This is a genomic window from Geobacter metallireducens GS-15, assembly GCF_000012925.1.
GTDB lineage: Bacteria > Desulfobacterota > Desulfuromonadia > Geobacterales > Geobacteraceae > Geobacter > Geobacter metallireducens.
Genome location: NC_007517.1, coordinates 480,262 through 503,326, shown reverse-complemented (window position 1 = coordinate 503,326; position 23,065 = coordinate 480,262). Strand labels below are relative to the sequence as shown.

Below are 23,065 nucleotides of genomic sequence, written 5' to 3'. Positions count from 1 at the left end.
TTCAGGAGAACACATGAGCAGCCCCCTTTTCGTAGCAGAGGTATCCAGCAATCACCACCGCGACCTGGAGCGCTGCTTTCGCTTCATCGACACCGCAGCGGCCGTAGGCTGTGGAGCGGTAAAGTTCCAGCTTTTCCGAGTCGAGGAACTCTTCGCGCCGGAAGTTCTCGCCAAGAGCCCCGTGCTCAGGGCACGGAAAGCATGGGAACTCCCCGTTGAATTTCTCTCTCCCCTCGCCGAGAGGTGCCGAAAGCAGGGGATTCAGTTTTCGTGCACCCCCTTTTACCTCCAGGCGGTAGAAGAGCTCTTGCCGTATGTGGATTTTTATAAAATCGCATCATATGAGCTTCTCTGGAATGACCTGTTACGGGCATGTGCCGCGACCGGAAAACCCGTGATCCTTTCAACAGGGATGGCCACACTGGACGAGATTGGCGGTGCGGTGGAAATGCTGCGCACAGCGGGGTGCAGGGATCTTACCCTGCTCCACTGTGTTTCCGGGTATCCTGCCCCCCCAGAAGAGTGCAACCTCGCAGCCATTGAAACCATTCGCTCACGCTTCGGTTGCCCGGTAGGCTGGTCCGACCATAGCGTCTCCCCTGCAGTAATCCAGCGGGCAGTGCATCAGTGGGAAGCCAGTGCAGTGGAGTTCCATCTCGACCTGGAAGGTGAGGGAGAAGAGTTCGCGACCGGCCATTGCTGGCTCCCTGACGGAATCAAAGCCGTCATTGCGGATGTGAGCACTGCTCTGTCTGCAGACGGCACAGGAGAAAAGGTGCCCACCCCCGTTGAGTTCCCTGACCGCGAATGGCGTGCCGACCCTTCCGACGGCTTGAGACCTTTTCTGCATGTAAGGAACGAATGGAATGGCTAAAAAGAAAATTGTAGCTGTCATTCAAGCCCGCATGGGTTCTTCGCGCCTGCCGGGAAAGGTGCTCATGACAGTGGCGGGCAAACCGCTGCTTGAGCATATTATTGACCGCCTTCGCCGCAGCCGCACTCTCGATGACATAGTTATCGCCACATCGGACAAGCCCTGCGACGACCCTCTGGTTGACTTCGCCCAAACGCGAGGGGTTACCCTGGTGAGAGGCTCCGAGGACAATGTCCTCTTGCGCTTCAACAAGGCGGCAGAAGAGGTTGATGCCGATGTCATCATTCGTGTTACTGGCGATGCTCCCTTGGTGGATCCCGAGGTAATGGACCGGTTGGTGCGAACCCTCTTGCAGGAAGGGGCTGAGTACTGCACTATCGAAGCAGGGATTAATTCCATTCACGAAGGGTTCTGCACCTTCACGCGTGGAGCCCTGAAGAGGCTCATGACCGAAGCCCCCGATGATCCGGTGGCCATTGAGCATGTAACGGCCTACTTCATTGCACACCCGGACAAATTTCATATTGCCCGGATTCCAGTCGGCAACGAACACCGCTTCAAAGGCGCCCGGCTGTCTGTCGATACTCCGGCGGATGTGCAATTTTTCGATGAACTTTACCGGCTTCTCGGCGTTCCTGCGGGGGATGCCGATATTGCCGACGTCGTACGACTTCTCAGGAACAATCCTCACCTGCTTCAAATCAATCAACATGTCTATCAGAAAAAAGCAACCGACCGGAGCCACAAGGTTCTCATTCGTTGCGATGGCGATAGTCGTACCGGCCTCGGGCATGTGGTTCGTTGCCTGGCTCTTGCAGGAGAACTGCGAGAGAAGCAGGGCTGCGGTATAATCTTCGCCATGGCCAGCGGCGAACCCGGCATGAAAATGGTGCGCCAAGCGGATTTTCCGCTCGAACGGCAGGAAGATGCAGACGAAGGGGAATGGATGGATGGACTGATTTCGCGCCATCACCCCGACGTCCTGATACTCGATATACGGAACGATTTGCCCGTGGAAAAAGTCGATTCCTGGCGCGAGGATGGCATTCTGGTCGTTGGCATAGATGATCCTACGCCTCGACGCCTTGCAGCCGATCTCCTTTTCTATCCTCCCATCCCTCAGATTTCAGAACTGAATTGGAATAATTTCAACGGTGAGATCTGCAGCGGTTGGGAGTGGGTTTTACTCCGCAAACAATTCTGCGCGCCCTGCCCCCCGCGCAACAACAATCCTCCAGCACTCCTTCTCACCATGGGAGGGAGTGACCCTGCGAATTTCACTGTTAGGGTTCTCCGCGTCCTTGACGAATTGCAGAATGATTTTGAAACGATCGTGGTTATAGGGGCAGGTTTTGTCCATGAAGAGGACCTGCAGCAGTTTCTCTCCCAAGCCCGACGCCACTACCGTATCGAACGGGAAGTAAGCGACATGGCATCACTCATGCGACAAGCCGATCTGGCCATCGCGTCTTTTGGTGTAACAGCTTACGAGTTGGCAGCATCCGGCGTACCGGCAGTGTATTTATGCCTGACTCCGGATCACGCCCGTTCGGCCTCAAAGTTTGTCGATGACCGGCTTGCTTTCAGTTGCGGCGTACTCGAAGAATGCAGCAATGAGAGGATTATCGAATCGACATTATCACTTCTTGACTCTCGGGAACTCAGACACGAAGTGGGACGCCGCGCCTGCGCCACTGTCGATGGGTACGGTGCGACGCGGATAGCCACGAAGATCGTTGAAAAACTGGAAAGGATGCATTCTTCTCATGGCTGAAAAGAAAACCTGGTGTGATCATGAAGGTGAAGTCTGCGACTCAGTCAAGGGATTTGATGTCATCGACTGCAGCAAATGCGGTTTTAAGCATATCGTTCCGATTCCGTCAGCGGAAGAACTGGAAGAGGTTTATCGGCACGAATACTATACATCCGAGAAACCTCTTTACCTGGAACGTTACCGGGAGGATCTGGACTGGTGGAATCTGGTTTATGGTGATCGTTACGACACCTTTGAAGAACTGCTCCCCCAAAAGCGCCGCCGTATCCTCGATATAGGGTCAGGCCCCGGCTTTTTCCTGAAACATGGCAAAGACCGCGGATGGGAAACAGTCGGGATTGAACCCTCGGCCCGAGCAGCGGCTCACAGCCGGGAAATGGGCCTCGACATCATCGAGGAGTTTTTCTCGACCGACACTGCGATTCAACTCGGGCTATTTGATGTCATACACATGAGTGCGGTACTGGAGCACATCCCCGATCCTGAACATTTCCTCGGCATTGTCCGAAAGAACCTAACCCCCGAGGGAATTCTCTGCGTCGTCGTTCCGAACGACTACAACCCATTTCAACTGGCCCTTCGCACGGCCTGTAATTTCCAACCGTGGTGGGTTGCCCCTCCCCATCACATCAATTTCTTCGACTTCGAATCCCTGGAACATTTGTTGACGAGAAGCGGATTTGAAGTTACGTGCAAGGAATCAACTTTTCCTATCGATCTGTTCCTGCTTATGGGTGACAACTATATAGGAAATGACACGCGAGGTCGTGCATGTCACGCGAAACGCATGCAGTTCGAAACCAACCTCGCCGCCGCTGGGCTAACATCAGTCAAGAGATCGTTGTACCAAAGCCTTGCCAATCTCAACATTGGTCGTGAAGTATGTCTTTATTCACGGCGAACTGATTAAAGGATACGAAATGGTTGCCGAGACAATAAAATCATTCTGTGGGGACAGACAAACTACGGTCTGCCGGATATGCGGGGAGACATTGACCGAAACGACAGTAACGTCGGGTCAGCAGCCTTACGAGACGACCTGGATTCTCTGTGGAGCGTGTGGGTCATGGTCCATAGGCCGCGAACCGGACATTGAGCGCCTGAATGCATTTTATTCTGACTATTCAGTCCACCATAAAATGGCAGCGACAAACACCGACGCAAATGATGGAAAGCGATATAGCGATGAGTGGCGGGAAACCAGAGAGCGGGAATACCGTTTAAGCATCAACGATATAGGCCTAGAGTTGGAGCAAGGCAAAGACCTTGTGGATTTCGGTGCATACGATGGCGTTTTCCTTGACGTCTGCCGGGCAACACAACCGAATATGGGAAAGACAACGGCTGTCGATTACCCACGAGAAGACACTCTTCATCTTGCGGTTCGGGGGCACAACTTCGAACCAATCAACGAGTGGCTGGCAGGAGAGAGTCTAACCGACATCGTCACTCTTTGGGATGTCTACGAACATATAGCCGATCTCCCCGGATTACTGACAACGCTATCCCGGAGAGTGAAATCAGGAGGTCAGGTTCTTATCCAAACTCCCCGCGCCCATGTTCATGCCCAAATTCTAGGACCGCAATGGCACCATTTTCTTCCTGTTCAGCATCTTCAGCTTCCAAGCAGGGAAGGCATTCTGCGTCAATTTGATCGTTACGGGTTTACCGCCGTTCAAGTTGCGTCATTTGGGGCAAACGCCCCAGGAAGTATCATCCCGCAGCCCTACAAGCAGTTGTTCGATACGCTGGCCAAACTGGGTGATCTAGGCTCGACACAGTTGATCCGTTTTGTTCGACGCTGATGTCTAAGCGATTTGACACTGATTCTCAAATGCAGGAAAAGGAATCATCATGACGATTAGGCGTAATTTCACGGCATCTGTAAGAGAAAACGCCCTTACCCTGTACGAGCGACATGCCTCCTTGCCAATCATTGACTATCACGGCCATCTGCCGCCGGCAAGGCTTGCCAGTAATGCCCACTTCAGGGATCTTTCGGAACTGTGGATCGAAGGAGACCACTATAAATGGCGAGCCATGCGGATAGCCGGTGAGCGCGAGGATCTGTGCACCGGCTCAGCGTCGCCAAAAGAACGGTTTGATGCGTGGGCTCGCACCATCACGCGGATGGCCTCAAGCCCAATGCAGGCGTGGTGCCAGATTGAGCTCAAGCGGACTTTCGGCATAACGGCTCCGCTGACACCGTCTTCTGCAGAGTGCATATGGGAAGAGGCGAACTCGATGCTCGCGACCGAAAACTTCCGGCCACGGAAGTTACTGGCAAGAGCTGGCGTCGAAGTCCTCTGCACCACTGACGATCCAGCCGACCAGTTGGAAGCGCACCGCCAACTTGTAGAAGATAAGGAGGTCTCTTTTCGGGTTTTCCCGACCTTTCGCCCTGACTCCGCGCTTTGCCTCCACACCCGCCAGAATTTTCACGATTGGCGCTCACGGCTCGAAGCATGTTCCGGCATCGCAATAGAGTCGTTACAAACATTCATGGAGGCGCTTCGGGTCCGATATGAATTCTTCCACAAACTCGGATGCCGGGTCTCCGACCATGGGATGGACCGGTGCTACGCAACTCCTTGCTCGGACGCCGAAGCCACCACCATCTTCAGCCGGTTGCTTTTAAGTTCTTCCGATATCGACGCTGATGATCTCGAAAAATGGCGCAGTTGGTTCATGCGCCAGATCGCAGAATGGAATCACGAATCCGGCTGGACGATGATGTTGCACCTTGGGGCTCGCAGGAACAACAACACCCGAATTTTTTCATCATACGGCCTGGATGCAGGTTGCGACTCTATAGGAGATTTCCCGCAGGGGGAGTCTCTCGTTGCGTTCCTCGATCAACTGGACACCTCCGAGCGGTTGCCGAAAACGATTCTGTTCAATTCGAATCCCCGTGACACGTTAATGTTCGCGACCATTGCCGGAAGTTTTTGGGGAGAGGGAATTCGAGGGAAAGTTCAGCACGGTCCCCCTTGGTGGTTTCTCGACCAGATATACGGCATAGAGGACCACCTGAACGCTCAATGCGCTGTTGGTGTTCTCGGAACTTTCGTCGGCATGGCATCAGACTCCCGAAGTTTTCTCTCAACGGCCCGTCACGAATATTTCCGTAAAGCCATAACGCTACGTTTGGCTGACGATCTGGAATCCGGTCTTTTCAACCCCGATCAGGTTGACATCGATGAGTTTTGCCGTGACCTTTTCTATGCTAATGCACAATCTTTCTTCGGATGGAAGGTAGCCCATGGGAATTCTTAGTGGCATGAACATCGTCGTTCTGGGGGCAAGCGGGGTCTTGGGGCGGGCCTTCGCCCAAGCAGCAACGGCAGTAGGGGCGGCCTGCATCGTCGCGGGGCGAAAAGATCCCGAGATCGGCCTCCCTCACCTGCCAGTGGACGTTACCGACCCGTCTTCGGTCAGCAACTTCTTCACCGCTCTGGGAAAACGCAACCTCCGCATCGATGTGGCCTTCAATTTTACCGGGACACACCATGCCGTGATGAAGCTCGGGCAAGAAGATATTCCAGAGCTTTTAAACGACTGGTCGCGAGTCATAAACACAAACCTCACCGGCGCATTTCTTCTGACAGCCGGATTCGCGCGTCTGTTTGTCAAGCAGCGCCACGGTCATCTCGTCCACTTGTGTTCCGATGCATCCAGGGTTTCCCTGGAAGGTTCTCACGCCTATGTCGCATCAAAACATGGCCTTGAAGGTCTAGTCAAAAGTTCCGCAGCGCAACTGGCCCGTTTTGGGGTCCGTGTCAACGGGTTGGCCCCGGGAACCGTTGAAACACCGCTCAATCGGCACTTGTTGCGGGACGATGTCGGGCAACTGTCACGCAGAGCTGCTTCGATACTGGCGCATACTCCCACCAAGCGGTTCGCTACGGTAGAGGGGGTCGTGGAATCGGCCATTGCCCTATGTATCCCCCAACGGCACCTGACTGGCAACGTGATTTTCTGCGACGACGGATACGTTATAGAAGGGCACTCGTGGCCCGACGGGACATGGGCGGCATACCAGAGCCCAGAAACGTTGACCGATCTTCTGCACTTCTATGACGACCCTGAATCAAACCTGGAATAAAAGATTCCAACAGCCCAAAAGTAACCATCAGGTAAGGAATTTCCCCATGAACTCTGAAAAACGCCCCGCCATTCTCGTAGTCAGTGCCGGCATAATGCAGATACCCGCATTAGAGCGAGCCCGCGCCCTCGGATACTATGTCATCGCCAGTGACCGCAATCCCGAGGCCCCAGGGTTCCAACTGGCGGACGAGCACCTCGTACTGGACGTCAAAGATGTCGAGGGGCATGTGGCATGGGCGAGGGAGCACGGGAAAAGGGTTGGGCTGAAAGGGGCCTTTGCCGGCGCAGATGTGGCAATTACGGTTGCAGCGGTCTGCGAGGAACTCGGCTTGCCAGGGGTTCCGGTGGAGGTGGCCAGACGGTCGAACAACAAGGCCCTTATGAAAGAAAGATGGCTGCGGGACAAAATTCCGACCCCATGGAGCGCCGAAGCGTCGACGCTGGAGGAAGCTCAAAAAATTCTTGTTCATACAGGCTTCCCTGCCATCGTAAAAGCAGTTGATGGCGCTGCATCACGGGGGAGCATGCGCATCGACCGGCCTGATCAGCTTCCCGCCGCCTTCAAAGCCGCCTGCGCCACCTCGCGAACCGGGACGGCAATTATCGAGCAATTCGTAGTGGGGAAAGAACAGAGCGTCGAAACCATCATTTGGAAGGGGAAGCATTATCACGTTAGTCTGGCTGACAGGCACTTCGGTTTCGCTCCCTACGCCATAGAAACAGCCCATGTGGACCCCTCGAACCTCGACAAGGAAACACAAAAGCGCATCTGTGAGGTCGTCGATGCTGCTGCCGACTCGTTAGGTATTGATTTTGGCCCCGCGAAAGCCGACATGATACTGACCGATCAGGGGCCGATGATACTCGAGATGCCGGCACGGCTGAGCGGTGGATTCCATTCCCAGTACACGACACCTCTGAGTTCCGGGAAAGACCCAATCAAAGCCGTCATGAAGTTGGCCATGGGAGAGCAACTGGACGAGAGCCTCCTTGCCGCCAAGCATGATAGGACATCCATCTGTGCAGGAATTTTCCCCGAACCCGGCATAATCAGATCCATCAGTGGAATAGAAGAAGCGCGCGCATTACCCGGGATCGAGCAGATATTGATTACGAAGGCTGTAGGTGATCGGGTTGAGCCCATGATAGACAACGGTAAACGGTGCTGCTGGGTGATCGCTGTTGGCGAGGATGAAAAAGACGCGTGGTCACGCATTGATGCAACTCGTCAGGTGATCCGCTTCGAGACGGTCCCTTAATGTCACTATCTCTCTATACCATCTTCCACCTGAACCTGGCCTTCTCTTCCATCGAGGAAGAGTTGCGCCCCGAGGTGGTCCGCCGCTGTTACTGGCCTCTGCTTCGGCTGGCCCGCGACCTAAACCTCCCCTTCGGCATCGAGATCACCGGCTATACCCTCGAGACCGTGGCGGCCATCGACCCGGCTTGGGTGGAGGAACTTCGGGAACTCTGCTCGGGGCAATGCGAGCTGGTGGGAAGCGGCTACTCCCAGATGATCGGCCCCCTGGTGCCGGCTGAAGTGAACCGGCAGAACCTGCGCATCGGCAACCAGACCTATGAGCGGCTTCTGGGACTGCGCCCACGCATTGTTCTGGTCAACGAACAGGCTTACTCCGCCGGGCTCATCGGACACTACCGCGAGGCGGGCTTCGAGGCCATGGTCATGGAATGGGACAACCCCGCCTACCATCACCCCCAGTGGGATCCGGCATGGCGCTATCTTCCCCAGATCGCCATGGGCCAGCATGGCGAAGAGCTGCCGGTCATCTGGAACAACTCCATCTTCTTTCAGAAGTTCCAGCGCTATGTCCATGGCGAGTTGGAACTGGACGACTACCTTGCCCTTATCGGCCGGCACGACAACGGCACGACCCGCGCCATCCCCCTCTACGGCAATGATATTGAGATTTTTGACTTCCGCCCCGGTCGTTTCACCACCGAAGCGGTCATGGAGCATGACGAGTGGGGACGGATCAGGGAGCTTTTCGAGCGGTTGCTGGAGGAGGGACGCTTCACCTTCATTCCTCCCTCACGACTCCTCTCCCTGCTTCATGAGCCGGGAGCCGGAAACCGTCTGAGCCTCGAATCCCCCGAGGCACCTATCCCGGTGAAAAAGCAGGAAAAGTACAACATCACCCGATGGGCCGTCACCGGTCGGGACGACATCGGCATCAACTCCGCCTGCCAACGGATTCACGACGCGCTGCTGGCAAAGGGAAATGCCACGGACCAGGAGTGGCGCGAACTCTGCTACCTCTGGAGCAGCGATTTCCGCACCCACATTACCCCGCGCCGTTGGAAACGCTACCGAAGCCGCCTCAACTCCTTTGGCCGCCATTGTGGGATAACGCATTTAACGAGGCTTGTCGAGGGGGGCGTGGAGATCCTCCCCCCTGAAGTCTCCGCTCTGCGCGAAGGACACTACCTTACGATCGAAACGCCAGGGGTGCGGCTCAAGCTGAACCTGCGCCGCGGGTTGGCCTTTGACTCCCTCGTTTTCTCCCGAATCCACGAACGCAGCCTCTGCGGCACCCTCTATCACGGCTATTTCGACGACATCACCGCCGGAGCCGATTTTTATACGGGGCATGCGGTCTTCGAGACCCATGGACGGCCCAAGATAACGGACTTGGCGCCTGTCGAACCGTTGGTTCGCTGGCATCCTGAAGGCGGAATGGTAACCGTTGAGGCCACATTCAGCCCCCCCCTTGGTCCCATAACGAAACTGGTCGGCATTGACATCAACACCACTACAATTTCCATAGACTACCGATTCGATTGGCCTTTGATCCCCGTGGGCTCCCTGCGACTCGGCAACGTCACCATAAATCCCGAAGCCTTCGACGCTGCAACACTCTTCTTCCGGGCCCACAACGGTGGAAACAATCCGGAAACCTTTCCTGTAGCAGGCAAGAGATTTTTCCACGGTGAGGCGAGTTCTTTTCTGGTGTCGGCAAAACAGGGGCTTGGCGTGACTGAAGGGATAATCGAGATCGGAGATGCACATTCGATCTTGCAGATTAGCGTAGACCGCTCCCTCTCCGCACTGCTCGGCCTGGTAACCTGCAAGCCGGTAGGTCCGTCATACTTTTTCCGATGCGGCTTCAGCGCATCGGAAATGGATGAAACAAGCAAACCCAGGCGCAACAGAATCCCTTTGAGGGCGCACATTTCCATATCTGCAGCATCAGCGAAATCTGCCAAACAACGGAAATAAATAGTGAAAGGCTCTAACATGTCCGATACGGGAAATTACCTCGGGCCATTTTTGGTAAACGACTTCGGAGATCGCTACCTCTACCAGGTAAACCGGAATGCATTCAACTCCATCGGCTCCGATTCGCTCTATGCATCAACCTACGGAGAATCACTCTTTGCCGAATATCAGCTTAACATCATCATCGGGACAGATTCAGGGCTGTTTCCCACCTATGTTGTAAACAAAGGGATTCCCTCCGGATCCCGTTATCTTTTCATCGAGTTGCCGGAGGTGATTGAACGGCTCTCGGAAGAGGGAATCCTTAAGGAACTCCCGCCTGAAGTGATCATCGCCACGCCGGACACCTGGGAGGAAATAGCAACCGACCTGCAAATCAACGAGTATGTTTTCATTGACGCGGTCAGGGTTAATGAATCAATCGCTTCAAGCGATGCCAATCTCCCCGAGTATCGAGACATCTCCTGGAATATCAATCTGAATGTCAGAACTCTCGTCCATGAAACCCATGCCTCCATCAACTGCACCCAATACATCCTGAGGCAACTGGAAAATCTTGCAGAAAACCGTGTCGCATTCTCCCGGACCCTCGTCGACACCTTTAAGGGAAGAACCGCCGTCATCCTTGCCGGTGGTCCATCGCTCCGCGAAGCCCTGCCGTGGGTTCGGGAAAACCGCGACCGTCTTGTCCTTATTGCCGTTTCCCGAATCAGCAAAATCCTGCAGAGCGAGCAAATAGTTCCTCACCTAGTCGCTACGGTTGACCCCCAGAAGGTCAGTTTCGAGGTGAGCCGTGAGATGTTATATTTTGCTGACATGGAGGAATCTCCGGTCCTCGTCAGCAGCTACCATGCATCCCCCCTGCTGGTGGGGCAGTGGGGCGGGAGAAGCGCCTACACCGACAGCCTCTTCCCCTGGTCCACCCCTTTGAACATCGAAACTCATCTCTATACGGGACCAACAGTAAGCAACTACGCCCTCTCTATTGCCATGAACATGGGATGTGAAACCATCGTTCTTGCCGGGGTAGACCTCTGTTTCTCCCGTGAAGGGCATACCCACGCCGCCGGCAGCGCTGAAAACAAGGTAGGGCCTGACCTAGGCCAACTTTCTCCCCGAATTGAAACCAACGGCGGCTGGTTGGCCGACACCAACCACGGATACGCACACTCGCTGGAGATTCTCAAGCTCCAGGCCGAACTGGCTGTGAGCAAAGGGCACCGGCTCTACAACATCTCTCTGGGTGCCGCAAAGATTCCCCTCATCGAATACCGGCCGCCTTCAGAAATCGACCTGCCTGAAGACACGATCTCCACTTCAGCACTCATTGACAAATACCTGCCTCCTCCGACCTCAAAGGCCCGATTGAGCCACTATCGCAAAATCAAGAAGGAGCTCGAACGTGCCCAGCACAAATTCAAGGAGATTCTCTCACTCTCTCAAGAGGCCTTGGAGTGTACTGATGGGTTGTTCGGACGCAATGGCAAGGAGCGCAGTTTTCGCCATAAAGTGCAGATGGACAAGATTGAACGAAAGCTTGACCGACGTTATGGAGATTTTTCACTACTAGTAAAGCAGTTTGGTCTAAAAAAGTTCCTCTCAATTCTTAGAACACCAAAAGAGGAACAGGAGTGGACAGACGAACAGATCGAGAAAGCAACGCGAGACTATTATCAGGCATACATGGCAGGGACTATCCAACTTCTGGCTGTGACAAACAGCGCACTGTCCAGGATAGAGGCCAGAATAGAAGAGGAAAAGTCTTCGCCGGACTGCGACCTCTTCATCTCCCAGTGGTTACGGGACGGGCAACCGGGTCGCGGTCGCTTTTGGCTGCGCAATCACCCTGTCACTGCCCAATGCCTTTCTGAAGCGATTCTGGGAAAATTCCGCGAGCTTGATGATCAATTTACCCATCTCATGACCGATGAGCAGACCATCAGGATGGAACTTCTGGAAAAGGGCTATGACCTGAAGCACATCCGGAGCAAAGCGCGGCTACTCTTCCGGCGGGGTGAGCGTGAAGAACTGGAAGCAATGGCAGCAGGGATTGCCTCCCATCCTGACCGCGAGAAGGCAGAGCCCTACCTTTATTTCATCAACGGCCTCATTGCCGAACTCCAGCAAGAACCGAACAGAGCGATCGAATGCTACCAGCACCTGCTGGTCGACCCTCCCCACCCAACGACTGAAGACGCTTTACGGCAGATAGCATCTCTTGCCATTGCAGGCAACGACGTTGAAAACGCCCTGCTGGCCCTTGAGTGCCTGTCACGCATGTCTCCAGCCTACCTTTCGCCTTACGGAGAGATTCTGAAGGCCCTTGGGCGCTACGACGAAGCCTTCGATGCCTTCAACCGTTACCTTTCCATTGCACCAAAGGATGTGGGAACGCTGGTGACTCTCGGCATACTTTGCCGGGATGCCGGGCTTGCGGACACGGCCCGGGATCTTTTTGCCAGGGTGCTGGAGAATGACCCGACAAACAGAGTTGCACTTTCACAATTGGAGGGACTTGCCGCTCCATCGAATGATTGAACCATTAATCCATTTCTTTCTGACAAAGAAGGGCGACAGAGTACCTGTCGCCCTTCTTGCTCGCATTCTTCTCCAACTGCCCGTAATCTACAAAACACTGTCGAGCCGATGTCGTCTCGTTCCGCCTACAGTCTCTCCATAGGCAGAAAGAACCTTCGCCTCTTTGGCACATGCTGCAAGGGCATCGCCGATGGAGGCAAGTCGTCCCTTTGCCAAGGCAACGGTCATTGCGTCTATTTCCAAAATTCTTTCCATGGTCTCTTTCTGGCATATCCTGAACTTAGCAACTGCTGCTTGTGCGTCAGGGGAACCGTCCATGCAATCATAGAGACGGACGTCAAAATTCTGAAACCAATCTACAATCTCCTGCCGCCGCGCCAAGAGTTGAGCAAGCTCATCATCGGCAATAATGTCAAGATCACGCAGCAGCTTTTCCGCCTCCTGCAAAAGCAGAGAACTTTGTCGCTCCGCATCCACCAGAAGATCACCAAGGGTCATCGACAATGGCCTCTCTAACCTGCCATGCGAGATACGTGCTGCTCGTTAAGTAAAGCAACGCGTTCACGTTGAACAATCTCAGCAGCTTCCTTCCAGGTATCCCTGAGTATGGTAAGAATTTTGACTGCATTTTCCAGATGCGCCATCTCATATGACATATTGGCTTTGGTATACTCATCCATCAGGTAAAGATACAACTGTTCAAGGTGAGCCGCGATTTCACCTCCAACCTCGTGATTCAGAGTGTTCATCAGTTCAGTAACTATTGCCAAAGCTTTCCCGATATAAATCCCCTTTCCTGGCACATCTTTGACAAGAAGCCGCTCCTGAGCTATACGGGTGAAGTTGATCGCCCCGTCGTAGAGCATGATAAGAATCTTCTCTGGGGAAGCTGTCAACACTTGGTTGTTCTGATATTGATTAAGCGGCGAGTACATGCCCCCTCCTTCGTTACAGCTTGCTCAGGTAGCTTAGAAGTGAATTACCCTGGGTCTGTAATTTGCTGACGGTAGTTTCCATATTGGTAAACTGAAGTTGAAGATTAGACTGCATCTTCTCTATACGGCTTTCAAGCGAATCAATCTGGTCATTGATGTCAGATATTGAAGTATTAAGGCCCTTGATACGCGTCTCAATGAGTCCGTTAGTTGACACGCCAGTACCTATATAGGGACTCACCATCGAGTCTATTGCGAGATTAAACTGTTGCGCAATGCCATACTGATTACTTGGCAACGTCGTGTAGGTTCCCGTGTTATGGGTAAAAAGATCGGCAACAGCTTCAAAATTAGTGGAAAGTGCCGAGGACAGGGCCGTGGAATCGACTGAGAGAGTCCCGTCTTTCTTGTCCGAGGTTATCCCGAGACTGGCAAGACTGGTGTAGGGTCCAGTAACGCCTGAAACGGTTGTAGACAGGAGTGACTGGAGCTTTGACTGTATTGTCCTTACTGTCGAATCTCCTGAGAGCACGCCTGCAGTCTTCGTGTCCGGGTTATAGATAGATTGTTTGTTTACCAAATTGATAACATCGTTATATGAAGATATGAATTCATTAATTTTATTTGTGACTGCACTCGTATCGTTAGCAACGTTAACAGTAGTGGTGCTGCCCTCTTTCAGCAGGTTCAATGTTATCCCTTGGATAGCATCGGTGACAGTATTCGACGTTTTCGTCATGGTGATACCATCGACAACCAAAGTTGCAGCGGTGCCGGCCTGATACGACGGATCCGACGGCCCAAGCATGGTTGGGAGCAACGAACCGGTCCCCCCGGCAGGAGGAGTTGTCAAACCAGAGAAATCCAGTGTGTAGTTATTCGTATCCTTGCCTGTCACAACCAAACGGTAGGGGGTTGGTGACCCATCATTGATGATAGATGCGGTAACATTAGCACCAGAGGTGTTGATTGCCGACACTATATCCCCAAGGGAATTCTGCCCTTCAGCAATACTGACCGTCGTGGTCTTGCCTGCACTGTCAGTAATGGTGAAGCTCCCGGTATTGAAAACCTTGTCCGTCTGGCTGGCGACGCCCATGGATACTTGGCGTTGGTTTTTTGCCAAGGTCGTCACCTGTACTGTATGGGTTCCCGGCGTGGCAGTACTGGAGCCAGACGCAGTGAGGACGGAATTGTCTGCCACTGTTGTCTGCATTGATTTAAAATTGCCAAGAGTATTAAATCCCTTCACAACCTTCTGAAAGCTCTTGAGGGCTGTTTCTATCTTCTGAAACTCTGAAATTTGGTTCTGATATTTCTGTTGCTTCGCCTTCATGATCCTCTCAGGTGTCCGTTCCAGCTGCATAAGCTGAGAGATGATCGACGAGCTGTCAAGGCCCGTTACCAAACCGCTGATTGAGATGTTAGCCATGGCTTTTCCTCCCAAACAATGGAAAGCAATTCCCGCGCCAAACACAGGGACCCTTTCCATCTATTGCCCATGATTCCCTTTATCTATCTTATCGGCAACAGCAGCAAAAACTTTAATGACGGCAAAAAAAAGAGGTTCATCCGGGAATTCCGGGGAAAGCGGCTCTGATCTTGAGAAAGAAGTATTCGTGATCCCGGAAGCCGTAGGCCATTCTTTTGATCACCTTGATCTTGTTATTGATGCCTTCGAGGATTCCGGTGTGAAGGGGCCAGAGGCAGTGGTTGAGGATTCCTTGGAGATAGCCCTTTAGCCGGCGGGCAAACAGGATGAGTGGCGGTATTCCACTCTCCATCGCCCTTTGGTGCCACTGCTCCCAGAATAGTCCCGCCTCTTCAATGCAGGTAAACTTCCACAGTTGCTTCAGATCGTCTTTGAGCAGGTAGACCGTAAGGAGGCTGCGGTTTGCCTCCAACAGTTCCTGGAGGCGAAGCATGTCGTCGCCCTTGACGTTCTCGCTGTTTCGTAGCAGCAACCACCGCGATGTTTTGACTACCTTCCGTGCCTTCTTGTCTTCCTTCAGGCGGTTTGCCTCATCGACTCGCACCCTGTCGATCACTTCCCTGCCATACTTCGCCACCACATGGAACAGGTCGTAGACTATGTCTGCCTGGGGCGAGTGCTGCTTGATTTCCTCCTCATATGATGCGTTCATATCCATCACGACCGCTTTGAGCCGTTTACAGCCATGTGGGCCAAGCTGCGTGAAGAAAGGACGGATACTCTCGCGACTCCTGCCTTTGCCGATCCATAAGACTTCCTTACGGTATGGCTCGATGATAACCGTCGCATAGCGGTGCCCCTTGTGAAGGGCGAACTCATCCATCCCGAGAACTTCGATGTTTGAGAGGTCGACGGTGCCGACCCGCTCTGTGAGTGAGCGCTTGTCGATTTCCTTCACCTGGTCCCAAGAAAGCCCCAGATACTGCGCCACGTGCTTCACAGACACGACACCACACAGTCGCGCTACGCTCTCTGCAAGCCTGCGCGTCACGCGGGCGTATTTCGCCAGCCATGACAGACGCTCCAGCGTTGGCCCACACTGAGGGCACAGCAGCCTGCGGCGGTGAACGATCAGATAAGTCTGAGCATCGAGAATCGGCAAATCTCGAATTACGCGCTTGGTCGTTTCATGGACGCTTGTGCAACGCCCGCCGCACGAGCCACACACCATCTCATCCTGGGACAGGGCAATCAGTTCTACCTCGATCCGTTTGGCATCACCTGTGACGATAGTGCGTGTCCCAGCAACACGATATCCTTCCCACCCTCCCGCAATTGCGATAACATCGGAATACGACAACGGCAGCCTCCTGCGATCTTTTTTGGTTGGGGAACCATCAAGATACCGCAGTGCTGCCGTTGTTGTTTATTAATCTTCCCCGGAATTCCCTGAAGAACCAAAAAAGAGGGGGGGGAACAAAGCCCACCCCTCTTTACTACTGCAGTGTCAACGTGTTTTAGCGAAGCAGGCTCAAAGCTGTCTGCGGAGCCTGGTTGGCTTGTGCCAGAATAGAGGTGCCTGCCTGAGTCAAGATATTGGCACGAGTCATGGCAGCGGTTTCCGACGCGATATCGGCGTCGGCAATCCGGGATTGTGCAGCCGAGGTATTCTCCACGGCAACCTGCAGGTTGTTGATGGTGGACTGGAGGCGGTTCTGGATGGCACCGAGGCCAGCGCGGGTCTTGGAAACCTTGTCGATCGCCGTGTCTAGGGTTGCGAGCATGGCTTGGGCAATACCACCGCTGGCACCACCGATGCTGCCCCTAACGAGCAGTGCGTTACTTGCGTTCATGGAGCTCAGGGCAATGGAAAGCTTGTCAAAGGAGCTGTTGCCGGTACCGATCTGAATCTTGATGGTCTTGGCGGAGCTGAGAAGGTTCGTGCCGTTGAACGTGGTGGCAGCGGCAATACGGGTAATCTCCGACCTGAGTTGCTGGAATTCACCGTTGATGTAGGAACGCTGAGCGGTGGTCAGGGTGCCGGTTGCGGCCTGGGTAGAAAGTTCGCGCATCCGGCCCAGGATGTTGCTCACTTCGTTCAGGGCGCCTTCAGCGGTCTGCACAAGAGACACACCGTCGTTGGCGTTACGGACGGCCTGGTTCATGGAGCGGATCTTCGCCTTCATCCCCTCGGAAATGGCGAGACCGGCGGCGTCGTCGGCGGCGCTATTGATCCGGAGGCCGGAAGAAAGGCGCTGCAGGGACTGGTTGAGGGATACCTGGGTCGAAGCGAGGTTGCGTTGGGCGTTGAGGGATGCGACGTTGGTGTTGACTGTGAGTGCCATGGTGTAAATCCTCCGTGAGATTGTTTTGGGGTTTCCGTACCCCTTTAAGGTGTGCGTTAGGTCGATCTTGCCATTTTCCGCCTGGGCCCCGGCGGTGGCCGGCGAGGTTTCCCTCACGCTTGCTGCTCTTGGTAACGTTATCGGCAGGGGCAAAAAAAACTTTAGAAAAAAAATTACATTTACTGATTTTTTGCAAAAAAGCCTCCCGACGGGCGTCGAGAGGCTCTCATCAACAGGCCGGCAGCCACGCCACGGGTCAACCGGCGCAAGAAGTCTCGACGGTCTCCCTTCCTTTGGCAATGCCGAACAGGGGATGCCGTGACGGAAACCTGCTCCCTTCGAGAACGATCTGCTTTGCGATCATCCGCTCAGGGTTGAGAACAATGGGCCCCTGGAGATTGACCGTGATGTCCGCTGGGTCGGTGGCGAGCGTAACCACGAGAAAAACAACTGTGTTCGACTTTTCGTCGAGGGATAACCGCTCATATTCATCAGAGGTAAGGGAAACTGCGTAGTCGGGTAATGTCTGCCGCGCGTCCACCATAACAAACGCGAGATCAGGATTGTCCACCGATTGAAGCCAACAAAACGGTGCGTGCTTTTCGGGATTCAGGAGCGTGAAGCGGGTCTCGGCAAAGCCCGGCATGGCGTCCGGCAGAGTTATGATCTTATCGTCATCAATGTCAAGCAGCCCAAAACGAGAGGTTTCAATTTTCACAATACGTTACTCCTTCCCGGCACCGGCAAAGTTGACTGCACTCTCAAGGTCTTCCAGGCTCCAGGCGGCCGCCAGTTGGTTTTCCTTCTGGACCTTGAGGTAGATCTCCTCCCGGTAGATGCGCATGTCGCCGGGAGCCTCGATGCCGAGCCGCACCTGGTTCCCCTTCATCTCCACCACCTTGATCCTGATCTGATCGCCGATAGTGATCGTTTCGCCCATTTTTCTCGTTAATACCAGCATAAATTGTGCCCTCCTGGCGCTCCCCCTCTTACCTGAGGTAGTCGAGAAGCGAAACCTGTGAAACCTTTGCCGAAGCAGCCACTGCCGCCTGATATGCCGTCTGCTGCTTGGATAGATCGCTGATGACCTGCATCAGATCTATATCCTGCTTGTCTGAGGTAATCTTGGTGAGACTCAGCTTCATGTCGTTGACGATATTATTAGCCGCATTAAAATGGCTCATCCGAGCGCCGAGATCGGTACGGGTTGCGAGCACCTGCCCCAAGGCGTTATCCAAAGTCGACAGCTCTGCCTGGACGCCACTGGTATTATCAGCACCCAGTGCATTGATGATATTGTCGAGGCTGGAAATAATGTCAGTTCCCCCGCCGGTTCCGCGGATCAACTGCCCCCCGGAATAGTTCATCTGTACGGAAGAACCCCGGTCCACCTCCACCATGATGGCGTCGTCAGTGCCGTTAAAGTTCCCCGACGCATCGAAGGGAGGGGTATCGTTCTTGAAGCCGCCGAAGATGTATCTGCCGTTAAGCTGGGTGTTGCCGAGGGTGATGATCTGGGCCTTGAGTTCCTTGAACTCATTAACGGCAGCAGCCCGAGAGTTGGCGTTATTGGTTTCGCTCGACATCGCCACAGCAAGCTCCTTGGCCCGCGTAATGACGTTACCCAGCTCAGACATGGCTCCCTCGCTCATGGTGAGCCAGGCAATGCCATTTGAAATGTTGCGGGCATACTGATCGCCAGCGGTCATGAGTGATTTCATGTGGAGAATCTGCTGGGCCGTCACCGGATCGTCGCTGGCCGTACTGACCTTGTAGCCAGTGGAGGCCTGCTGTTGCAGATCCTCGGTCCTCTTGCGGATGGTCTGGAGGTTGTTGGTGACGAGGTTAGCCGTAGTGTTCTGGGTTACACGCATAATATGGGTCTCCGTTCCCGAGTCTTGATCTCGCTCCAATACTAACGGATGAGGCCGAGGATGGTGTCCATCATGTCCGAACCGACATTGATCAGCTTGGCGGCCCCTTCATAGGCCTTCTGATACTTGACCAAGTTGGCCAACTCTTCGTCGAGGGAGACGCCGGAATTGGACTCGCGCAGATTGTCGAGCTGCTTAAGGATTCCGCCCGACTGGTCAGCCCTGCGGGTTGCATCCTGCACCGACACTCCCACCTTGCCGACTAGGGAGTTGAAGAATCCCTCCAGCGTCAAATTGCCACCCGAGGTAGCCAGAACCTTGTCATAAATGCTGGCGATACTGGAGGCACTCTTGTTGTTGCCGGTGCCGCCGGTTAGAGGATCGCTGTCGGCGGCAGCGACGTCAGAGGTCTTTGAGATGGCGAGAGAAATCCCCCCCTTGCCGCTGTAGCCAGCCATCGCAGCAGGAGGATTAAAAAAGTTTAGTCCCGTAGTGCCGGTGAGGCCGTAACTGGCCGAGTGAACACTGTTCACCTCGTTCGCGAGGTTGTACGCCAGTTCGTCCAGGTCGGAGAGAAAGCCGTTGATGAGCGTATCCCGAACTTGAAGCGCCCCCCCCATCTCTCCCTGGGCGTTGCCGGGTCCTCCGGCAATGGTGCTGATATCCACCGCGGTATTGCCGCCGGGGGAGGTAGCCATGATCTTGTAGTAACTGGAGTTGCCTGGATCGGGCTCAAGGGAAAGTTTTGCCGCCTTGTCGCCAATGACCAGCGGCTGCCCGAGAGTAAGGCTAACGCTCAGAGTCCCGTCGCCGTTTTCCACATAGGTGATCCCGACCTTCGATGACAGCTGGCGCACAAGGAGATCGCGCTGGTCACGCAACTCGTTCGCATGCCCCCCCTGGATCTCGATCTGCTTGATCTGGTCGTTCAGCGAGGCGATTTGACCGATTTTGTCGTTAACGTCCGAAGTGAGCCCTTCAAGGGATTTGTTGGCCTCGTTCTTCACATCGTTGAGGTAGCCATTGATCCGCTGAAACTGGTCCACCAGCTGCTGTCCCATAGAAAGAACCGCCTGACGCTCGGGCTGCCCCTGGGGGTTGGCGGTGAGGTCCTGCCAGGCGTTGAAGAAGTTCTGCATCGCCTTACCAAGGCCGTCGGTGGTTAAATCATTGAAGAGTTGTTCGGTCCGCTTCATGGAGGAGAGAACCGCCGTACCGAAACCGTTATCGGTATTCTCTTTGGAGAGTTGCGACTGCAGAAAGGCGTCGTAGGCCCGCTGGATATCCGCCACCTTGACGCCGGTTCCCATGGGAAACCCGCGCTCCATGGTCGTGATTCCCGTCGCGAGAACCGTTGTCTGCCGCGAATAGCCGGGAGTATTGACGTTGGTGATATTCTCGCTCGTCACCTCAAGGGCGAGCCGTTGGGCAATCAGGCTGGACTTGCCGATGTCGAGGATGCTCTGTATGGCCATGGGTTAGATCTCCCTGCGGAGTAAACTGGAGTTGGCACCCCGCTCCACCATCTGCCCGGAGCCGCCGTAGGTCTCGGAAACCGTGAAGCGGCTCTGGAAAAAGGCGAGAGAGCGGTTGATGGTGGCGATGGAGTTCCCCAGGAACCGCCGGTTGTCGTCCACCAATTGCCGAATCTCGCCAGCAAGGAACGCAATCTTCTTCTGCAGCGCGGTGAGTTCAGCCTGTTCGGCAGGGGCGCTCCTGGCGATAATGGGAGAGAGGGTTGCATTAGCCGGCAGGCCGAGGCGCTCCGCCTCGTTGGCCATGAGCTGGCGGCAGTTGCCGTCGAGCACTTCCATGGCGGCGGCCACCTCCAGCTTGCGTGCCGTTGCCTCGTGGAGTCGCTCGGTATCGCAACTGATGGTTGCCTCCCGCTCTTCCGCCAGAAGCCGGATCATTTCCTCCATGCTCGCCCTGCGGGCGTGGAGCACATCCGCCAGATTCGTCATTCCTTGTGACATTCGTCTCCTCCGTCGTCCTAGCGGAACAGGGCCAGCATCTTGCCGGCCACAAGCCTGCTGTCGACCGTGTAGGAGCCGCCGGCCACCTGCTGTTTCAAGGCAGCAACCCGGTCGGTGCGAACGGTTTCTTCCGCCGGAGCGATCTCCTTCAGCCGCTCCACCTGCACCTTGCCGAGGGAAAGCTCAACCCGGTCGGAGGACTGGACCGTTCCGGCGGCGGGAGCCTGCACAGGCTTGGCCTGCTTCTCCCCGGTTGCAGGACGCATGGCGGCGGTGCTGGAAAGGGATACAATATCGTTGATTGCAGTCATTTCTTCTCTCTACCTTTCAAAACCGTAACCGGCGTTTTTTCGCCGCGGGGCGCCGCCTCCCGCACAAGCTGCTTCTCGATCATGGAGGCAAGCCCGATTCCCCCCTGGCTCGTGGCAATGGCGGTGGAGTACTCCTGGTCGAGCATCGACTGGAACATCTCTTCCCCCTTGCCGCCGCCGGTGAGCTTGTCTTTCCCCACGGTCTCGCGCATCGACTTGAGCATCATGCCGACGAACATGGCCTCGAACTCCTGGGCCACCTTACGGGCAGCCTTGGCGTTGTCTTTCCGGGCCGCCAGTTGCCGGGCGCGGGAGGCATCGCTCTCCTGAACGAGGGTATCGGGAGAAATGGAGGTCTGCATACTCTTCCTTTCGACAAAAACCGTGAAAACTTGAGCAAAAAATCAAGTCTGTTTGGTATGCAGCATGTTGCATGCCAAACAGACCGGGACCAGGGACCGGGGATCCGGGACCGGTAAATGCCTTTCCTGGTCCCTGGTCCCCGATCCCAGGTTCCGGCCTCTAAATCACTTCCACCTCGGCCTGCATGGCCCCGGCGGCCTTGATGGCCTGGAGGATGCCGATCAGATCCCGGGGCGTCACGCCGAGGGCATTGAGGGCCCGGACCACCTCGCCAATGCTGGCCCCCTCCTTCACCACGGCGAGCCCGCCGCCCCCCTCGTTCACCTTGATCTCGGTGCGCGGGACCACGACGGTTTCGCCGGTCTTGCTGAAGGGCGCGGGTTGGGAGACCTTGGGGGTCTCCTTGATGTAGAGGGTGAGGTTCCCGTGGGAAACGGCCACTGTCGAAATTCTGACATTATCGCCGATGACGATGGTGCCGGTCCGCTCGTTGAGGACCACCTTGGCCATGGCATCGGGACGCACTTCCAGGCGCTCCATGTCGGCCACGAACTCCACGACCCGTCCCTTGTAGGCTTCAGGCAGGTTCATCATGACCGCGCCGGGGTCGGTGGCCGCGGCAACGCCCCCCTTGAACCGCTCGTTCACTGCCTGGGCGATGCGGGTGGCGGTGGTGAAGTCGGGCTGATGGAGGTTGAGGCGGAGCTGCCCCCGATCGGACAGCACGTTGGGAAGCTCCAGTTCCACCAGGCCGCCATTGGGGACGCGTCCCGCCGTGGGGTGGTTCTTCTGGGCCGACGCCGCCTGCCCCCCGTAGGAGAAGGAGTTGGTCAGCACCCCCCCTTGGGCCACGGCGTAGACCCGGCCGTCGGCACCCTTGAGGGGTGTCATGAGGAGGGTGCCGCCGGCGATGCTCTTGGCGTCGCCCATGGATGACACGAGGGTGTCGATGCGGGTCCCCTGCTTGGCAAAGGGGGGAAGATTGGCGGTCACCATGACGGCGGCCACGTTCTTCACGGTGATGTCGTTGCGGTTCACCGTGACCCCCATCCGCTCCAGCACGTTCGCCAGGGACTGGACCGGGAAGTTGGTCTGGTCGCTGTCGCCGGTGCCGTTGAGCCCCACCACAAGGCCGTAGCCGATGAGCTGGTTCTCCCGCACCCCGTCGAAGCTGGCGATGTCCTTGATCCGGACCGCCAGGGCCAGCTGGGGAAGGGTAAGGAGGAGAAACACTATGGAGATAATTCGTTTAATCATAGTAGTGATCCGTGATCCGTGATCCGGGACGCTGGTTTTCC

General features: G+C 55.3%; 22 protein-coding genes. 9 read left to right on the top strand and 13 right to left on the bottom strand.

Features of this window, described 5'->3' with window-relative positions:
- The first annotated feature begins 13 nt into the window (after positions 1-13).
- The 9 genes from GMET_RS02275 to GMET_RS02235 are packed head-to-tail and all read left to right on the top strand — an operon-like array spanning position 14 to position 12,531.
- Positions 14-874 carry an N-acetylneuraminate synthase family protein gene (locus GMET_RS02275; protein ID WP_004513823.1) on the top strand — a complete coding sequence of 287 codons (861 nt, stop codon included), beginning with the start codon at positions 14-16 and terminating at the stop codon, positions 872-874.
- Positions 867-2,648 carry a cytidylyltransferase domain-containing protein gene (locus tag GMET_RS02270; RefSeq protein WP_004513822.1) on the top strand — a complete coding sequence of 594 codons (1,782 nt, stop codon included), beginning with the start codon at positions 867-869 and terminating at the stop codon, positions 2,646-2,648. The genes GMET_RS02275 and GMET_RS02270 overlap by 8 nt, the downstream gene beginning before the upstream one ends.
- The gene (locus GMET_RS02265; RefSeq protein WP_004513821.1) at positions 2,641-3,558 is read left to right on the top strand and encodes a class I SAM-dependent methyltransferase; all 918 of its coding nucleotides are present in this window, start codon (positions 2,641-2,643) and stop codon (positions 3,556-3,558) included. Before GMET_RS02270 ends, GMET_RS02265 begins: the two co-directional genes overlap by 8 nt.
- Positions 3,524-4,453: a class I SAM-dependent methyltransferase gene (locus tag GMET_RS02260; protein ID WP_238378966.1), complete on the top strand. Its 930-nt coding sequence runs from the start codon at positions 3,524-3,526 to the stop codon at positions 4,451-4,453. Before GMET_RS02265 ends, GMET_RS02260 begins: the two co-directional genes overlap by 35 nt.
- A gap of 49 nt (positions 4,454-4,502) precedes the next feature.
- Positions 4,503-5,924: a glucuronate isomerase gene (gene uxaC / locus GMET_RS02255; RefSeq protein WP_004513819.1), complete on the top strand. Its 1,422-nt coding sequence runs from the start codon at positions 4,503-4,505 to the stop codon at positions 5,922-5,924.
- Positions 5,911-6,753 (top strand): SDR family NAD(P)-dependent oxidoreductase, encoded by an 843-nt coding sequence (locus tag GMET_RS02250; protein ID WP_004513818.1) that lies wholly within the window; start codon positions 5,911-5,913, stop codon positions 6,751-6,753. The genes uxaC and GMET_RS02250 overlap by 14 nt, the downstream gene beginning before the upstream one ends.
- 46 nt (positions 6,754-6,799) lie before the next feature.
- Complete coding sequence (locus GMET_RS02245) at positions 6,800-8,014, top strand: ATP-grasp domain-containing protein (RefSeq protein WP_004513817.1); 1,215 nt, start codon at positions 6,800-6,802, stop codon at positions 8,012-8,014.
- Positions 8,014-9,993 (top strand): glycoside hydrolase family 57, encoded by a 1,980-nt coding sequence (locus GMET_RS02240; protein WP_011365670.1) that lies wholly within the window; start codon positions 8,014-8,016, stop codon positions 9,991-9,993. Before GMET_RS02245 ends, GMET_RS02240 begins: the two co-directional genes overlap by 1 nt.
- 18 nt (positions 9,994-10,011) lie before the next feature.
- On the top strand, positions 10,012-12,531 hold the full coding sequence (locus GMET_RS02235; RefSeq protein WP_004513815.1) for a 6-hydroxymethylpterin diphosphokinase MptE-like protein: 2,520 nt from the start codon (positions 10,012-10,014) through the stop codon (positions 12,529-12,531).
- 87 nt (positions 12,532-12,618) lie between these two features.
- Here GMET_RS02235 and GMET_RS02230 read toward each other — a convergent pair whose 3' ends face one another.
- The 13 genes from GMET_RS02230 to GMET_RS02170 all read right to left on the bottom strand — a co-directional run bounded on the left by GMET_RS02230 (position 12,619) and on the right by GMET_RS02170 (position 23,024).
- Positions 12,619-13,029, bottom strand: coding sequence for a flagellar protein FliT (locus GMET_RS02230; protein WP_004513814.1), 411 nt, complete (start codon positions 13,027-13,029; stop codon positions 12,619-12,621).
- Between the two features lie 14 nt (positions 13,030-13,043).
- Complete coding sequence (gene fliS / locus GMET_RS02225; protein ID WP_004513813.1) at positions 13,044-13,466, bottom strand: flagellar export chaperone FliS; 423 nt, start codon at positions 13,464-13,466, stop codon at positions 13,044-13,046.
- Positions 13,467-13,479: 13 nt separating this feature from the next.
- Positions 13,480-14,898: a flagellar filament capping protein FliD gene (fliD, locus tag GMET_RS02220; protein WP_004513812.1), complete on the bottom strand. Its 1,419-nt coding sequence runs from the start codon at positions 14,896-14,898 to the stop codon at positions 13,480-13,482.
- A gap of 136 nt (positions 14,899-15,034) precedes the next feature.
- Entirely contained in the window at positions 15,035-16,258 is a 1,224-nt protein-coding gene (locus tag GMET_RS02215) for an ISL3-like element ISGme5 family transposase (RefSeq protein WP_011365668.1), read from the bottom strand.
- A gap of 157 nt (positions 16,259-16,415) precedes the next feature.
- Positions 16,416-17,243, bottom strand: a complete 828-nt coding sequence (locus GMET_RS02210; RefSeq protein WP_011365667.1) for a flagellin — start codon at positions 17,241-17,243, stop codon at positions 16,416-16,418.
- Between the two features lie 256 nt (positions 17,244-17,499).
- Positions 17,500-17,961 carry a flagellar assembly protein FliW gene (locus GMET_RS02205; protein WP_004512413.1) on the bottom strand — a complete coding sequence of 154 codons (462 nt, stop codon included), beginning with the start codon at positions 17,959-17,961 and terminating at the stop codon, positions 17,500-17,502.
- Positions 17,962-17,967: 6 nt separating this feature from the next.
- Positions 17,968-18,204 (bottom strand): carbon storage regulator CsrA, encoded by a 237-nt coding sequence (gene csrA, locus GMET_RS02200; RefSeq protein ID WP_004512412.1) that lies wholly within the window; start codon positions 18,202-18,204, stop codon positions 17,968-17,970.
- A 28-nt stretch (positions 18,205-18,232) separates the two neighbouring features.
- Positions 18,233-19,117, bottom strand: coding sequence for a flagellar hook-associated protein FlgL (gene flgL, locus GMET_RS02195; protein ID WP_004512411.1), 885 nt, complete (start codon positions 19,115-19,117; stop codon positions 18,233-18,235).
- A gap of 41 nt (positions 19,118-19,158) precedes the next feature.
- The gene (flgK, locus tag GMET_RS02190; RefSeq protein ID WP_004512410.1) at positions 19,159-20,592 is read right to left on the bottom strand and encodes a flagellar hook-associated protein FlgK; all 1,434 of its coding nucleotides are present in this window, start codon (positions 20,590-20,592) and stop codon (positions 19,159-19,161) included.
- Positions 20,593-20,595: 3 nt separating this feature from the next.
- Positions 20,596-21,093, bottom strand: coding sequence for a flagellar protein FlgN (locus tag GMET_RS02185; protein ID WP_004512409.1), 498 nt, complete (start codon positions 21,091-21,093; stop codon positions 20,596-20,598).
- Positions 21,094-21,110: 17 nt separating this feature from the next.
- Complete coding sequence (gene flgM / locus GMET_RS02180; protein ID WP_004512408.1) at positions 21,111-21,404, bottom strand: flagellar biosynthesis anti-sigma factor FlgM; 294 nt, start codon at positions 21,402-21,404, stop codon at positions 21,111-21,113.
- Positions 21,401-21,766: a rod-binding protein gene (locus GMET_RS02175; protein WP_004512407.1), complete on the bottom strand. Its 366-nt coding sequence runs from the start codon at positions 21,764-21,766 to the stop codon at positions 21,401-21,403. The genes flgM and GMET_RS02175 overlap by 4 nt, the downstream gene beginning before the upstream one ends.
- Before the next feature lie 160 nt (positions 21,767-21,926).
- Positions 21,927-23,024, bottom strand: coding sequence for a flagellar basal body P-ring protein FlgI (locus tag GMET_RS02170; protein WP_004512406.1), 1,098 nt, complete (start codon positions 23,022-23,024; stop codon positions 21,927-21,929).
- Between the last annotated feature and the right edge of the window lie 41 nt (positions 23,025-23,065).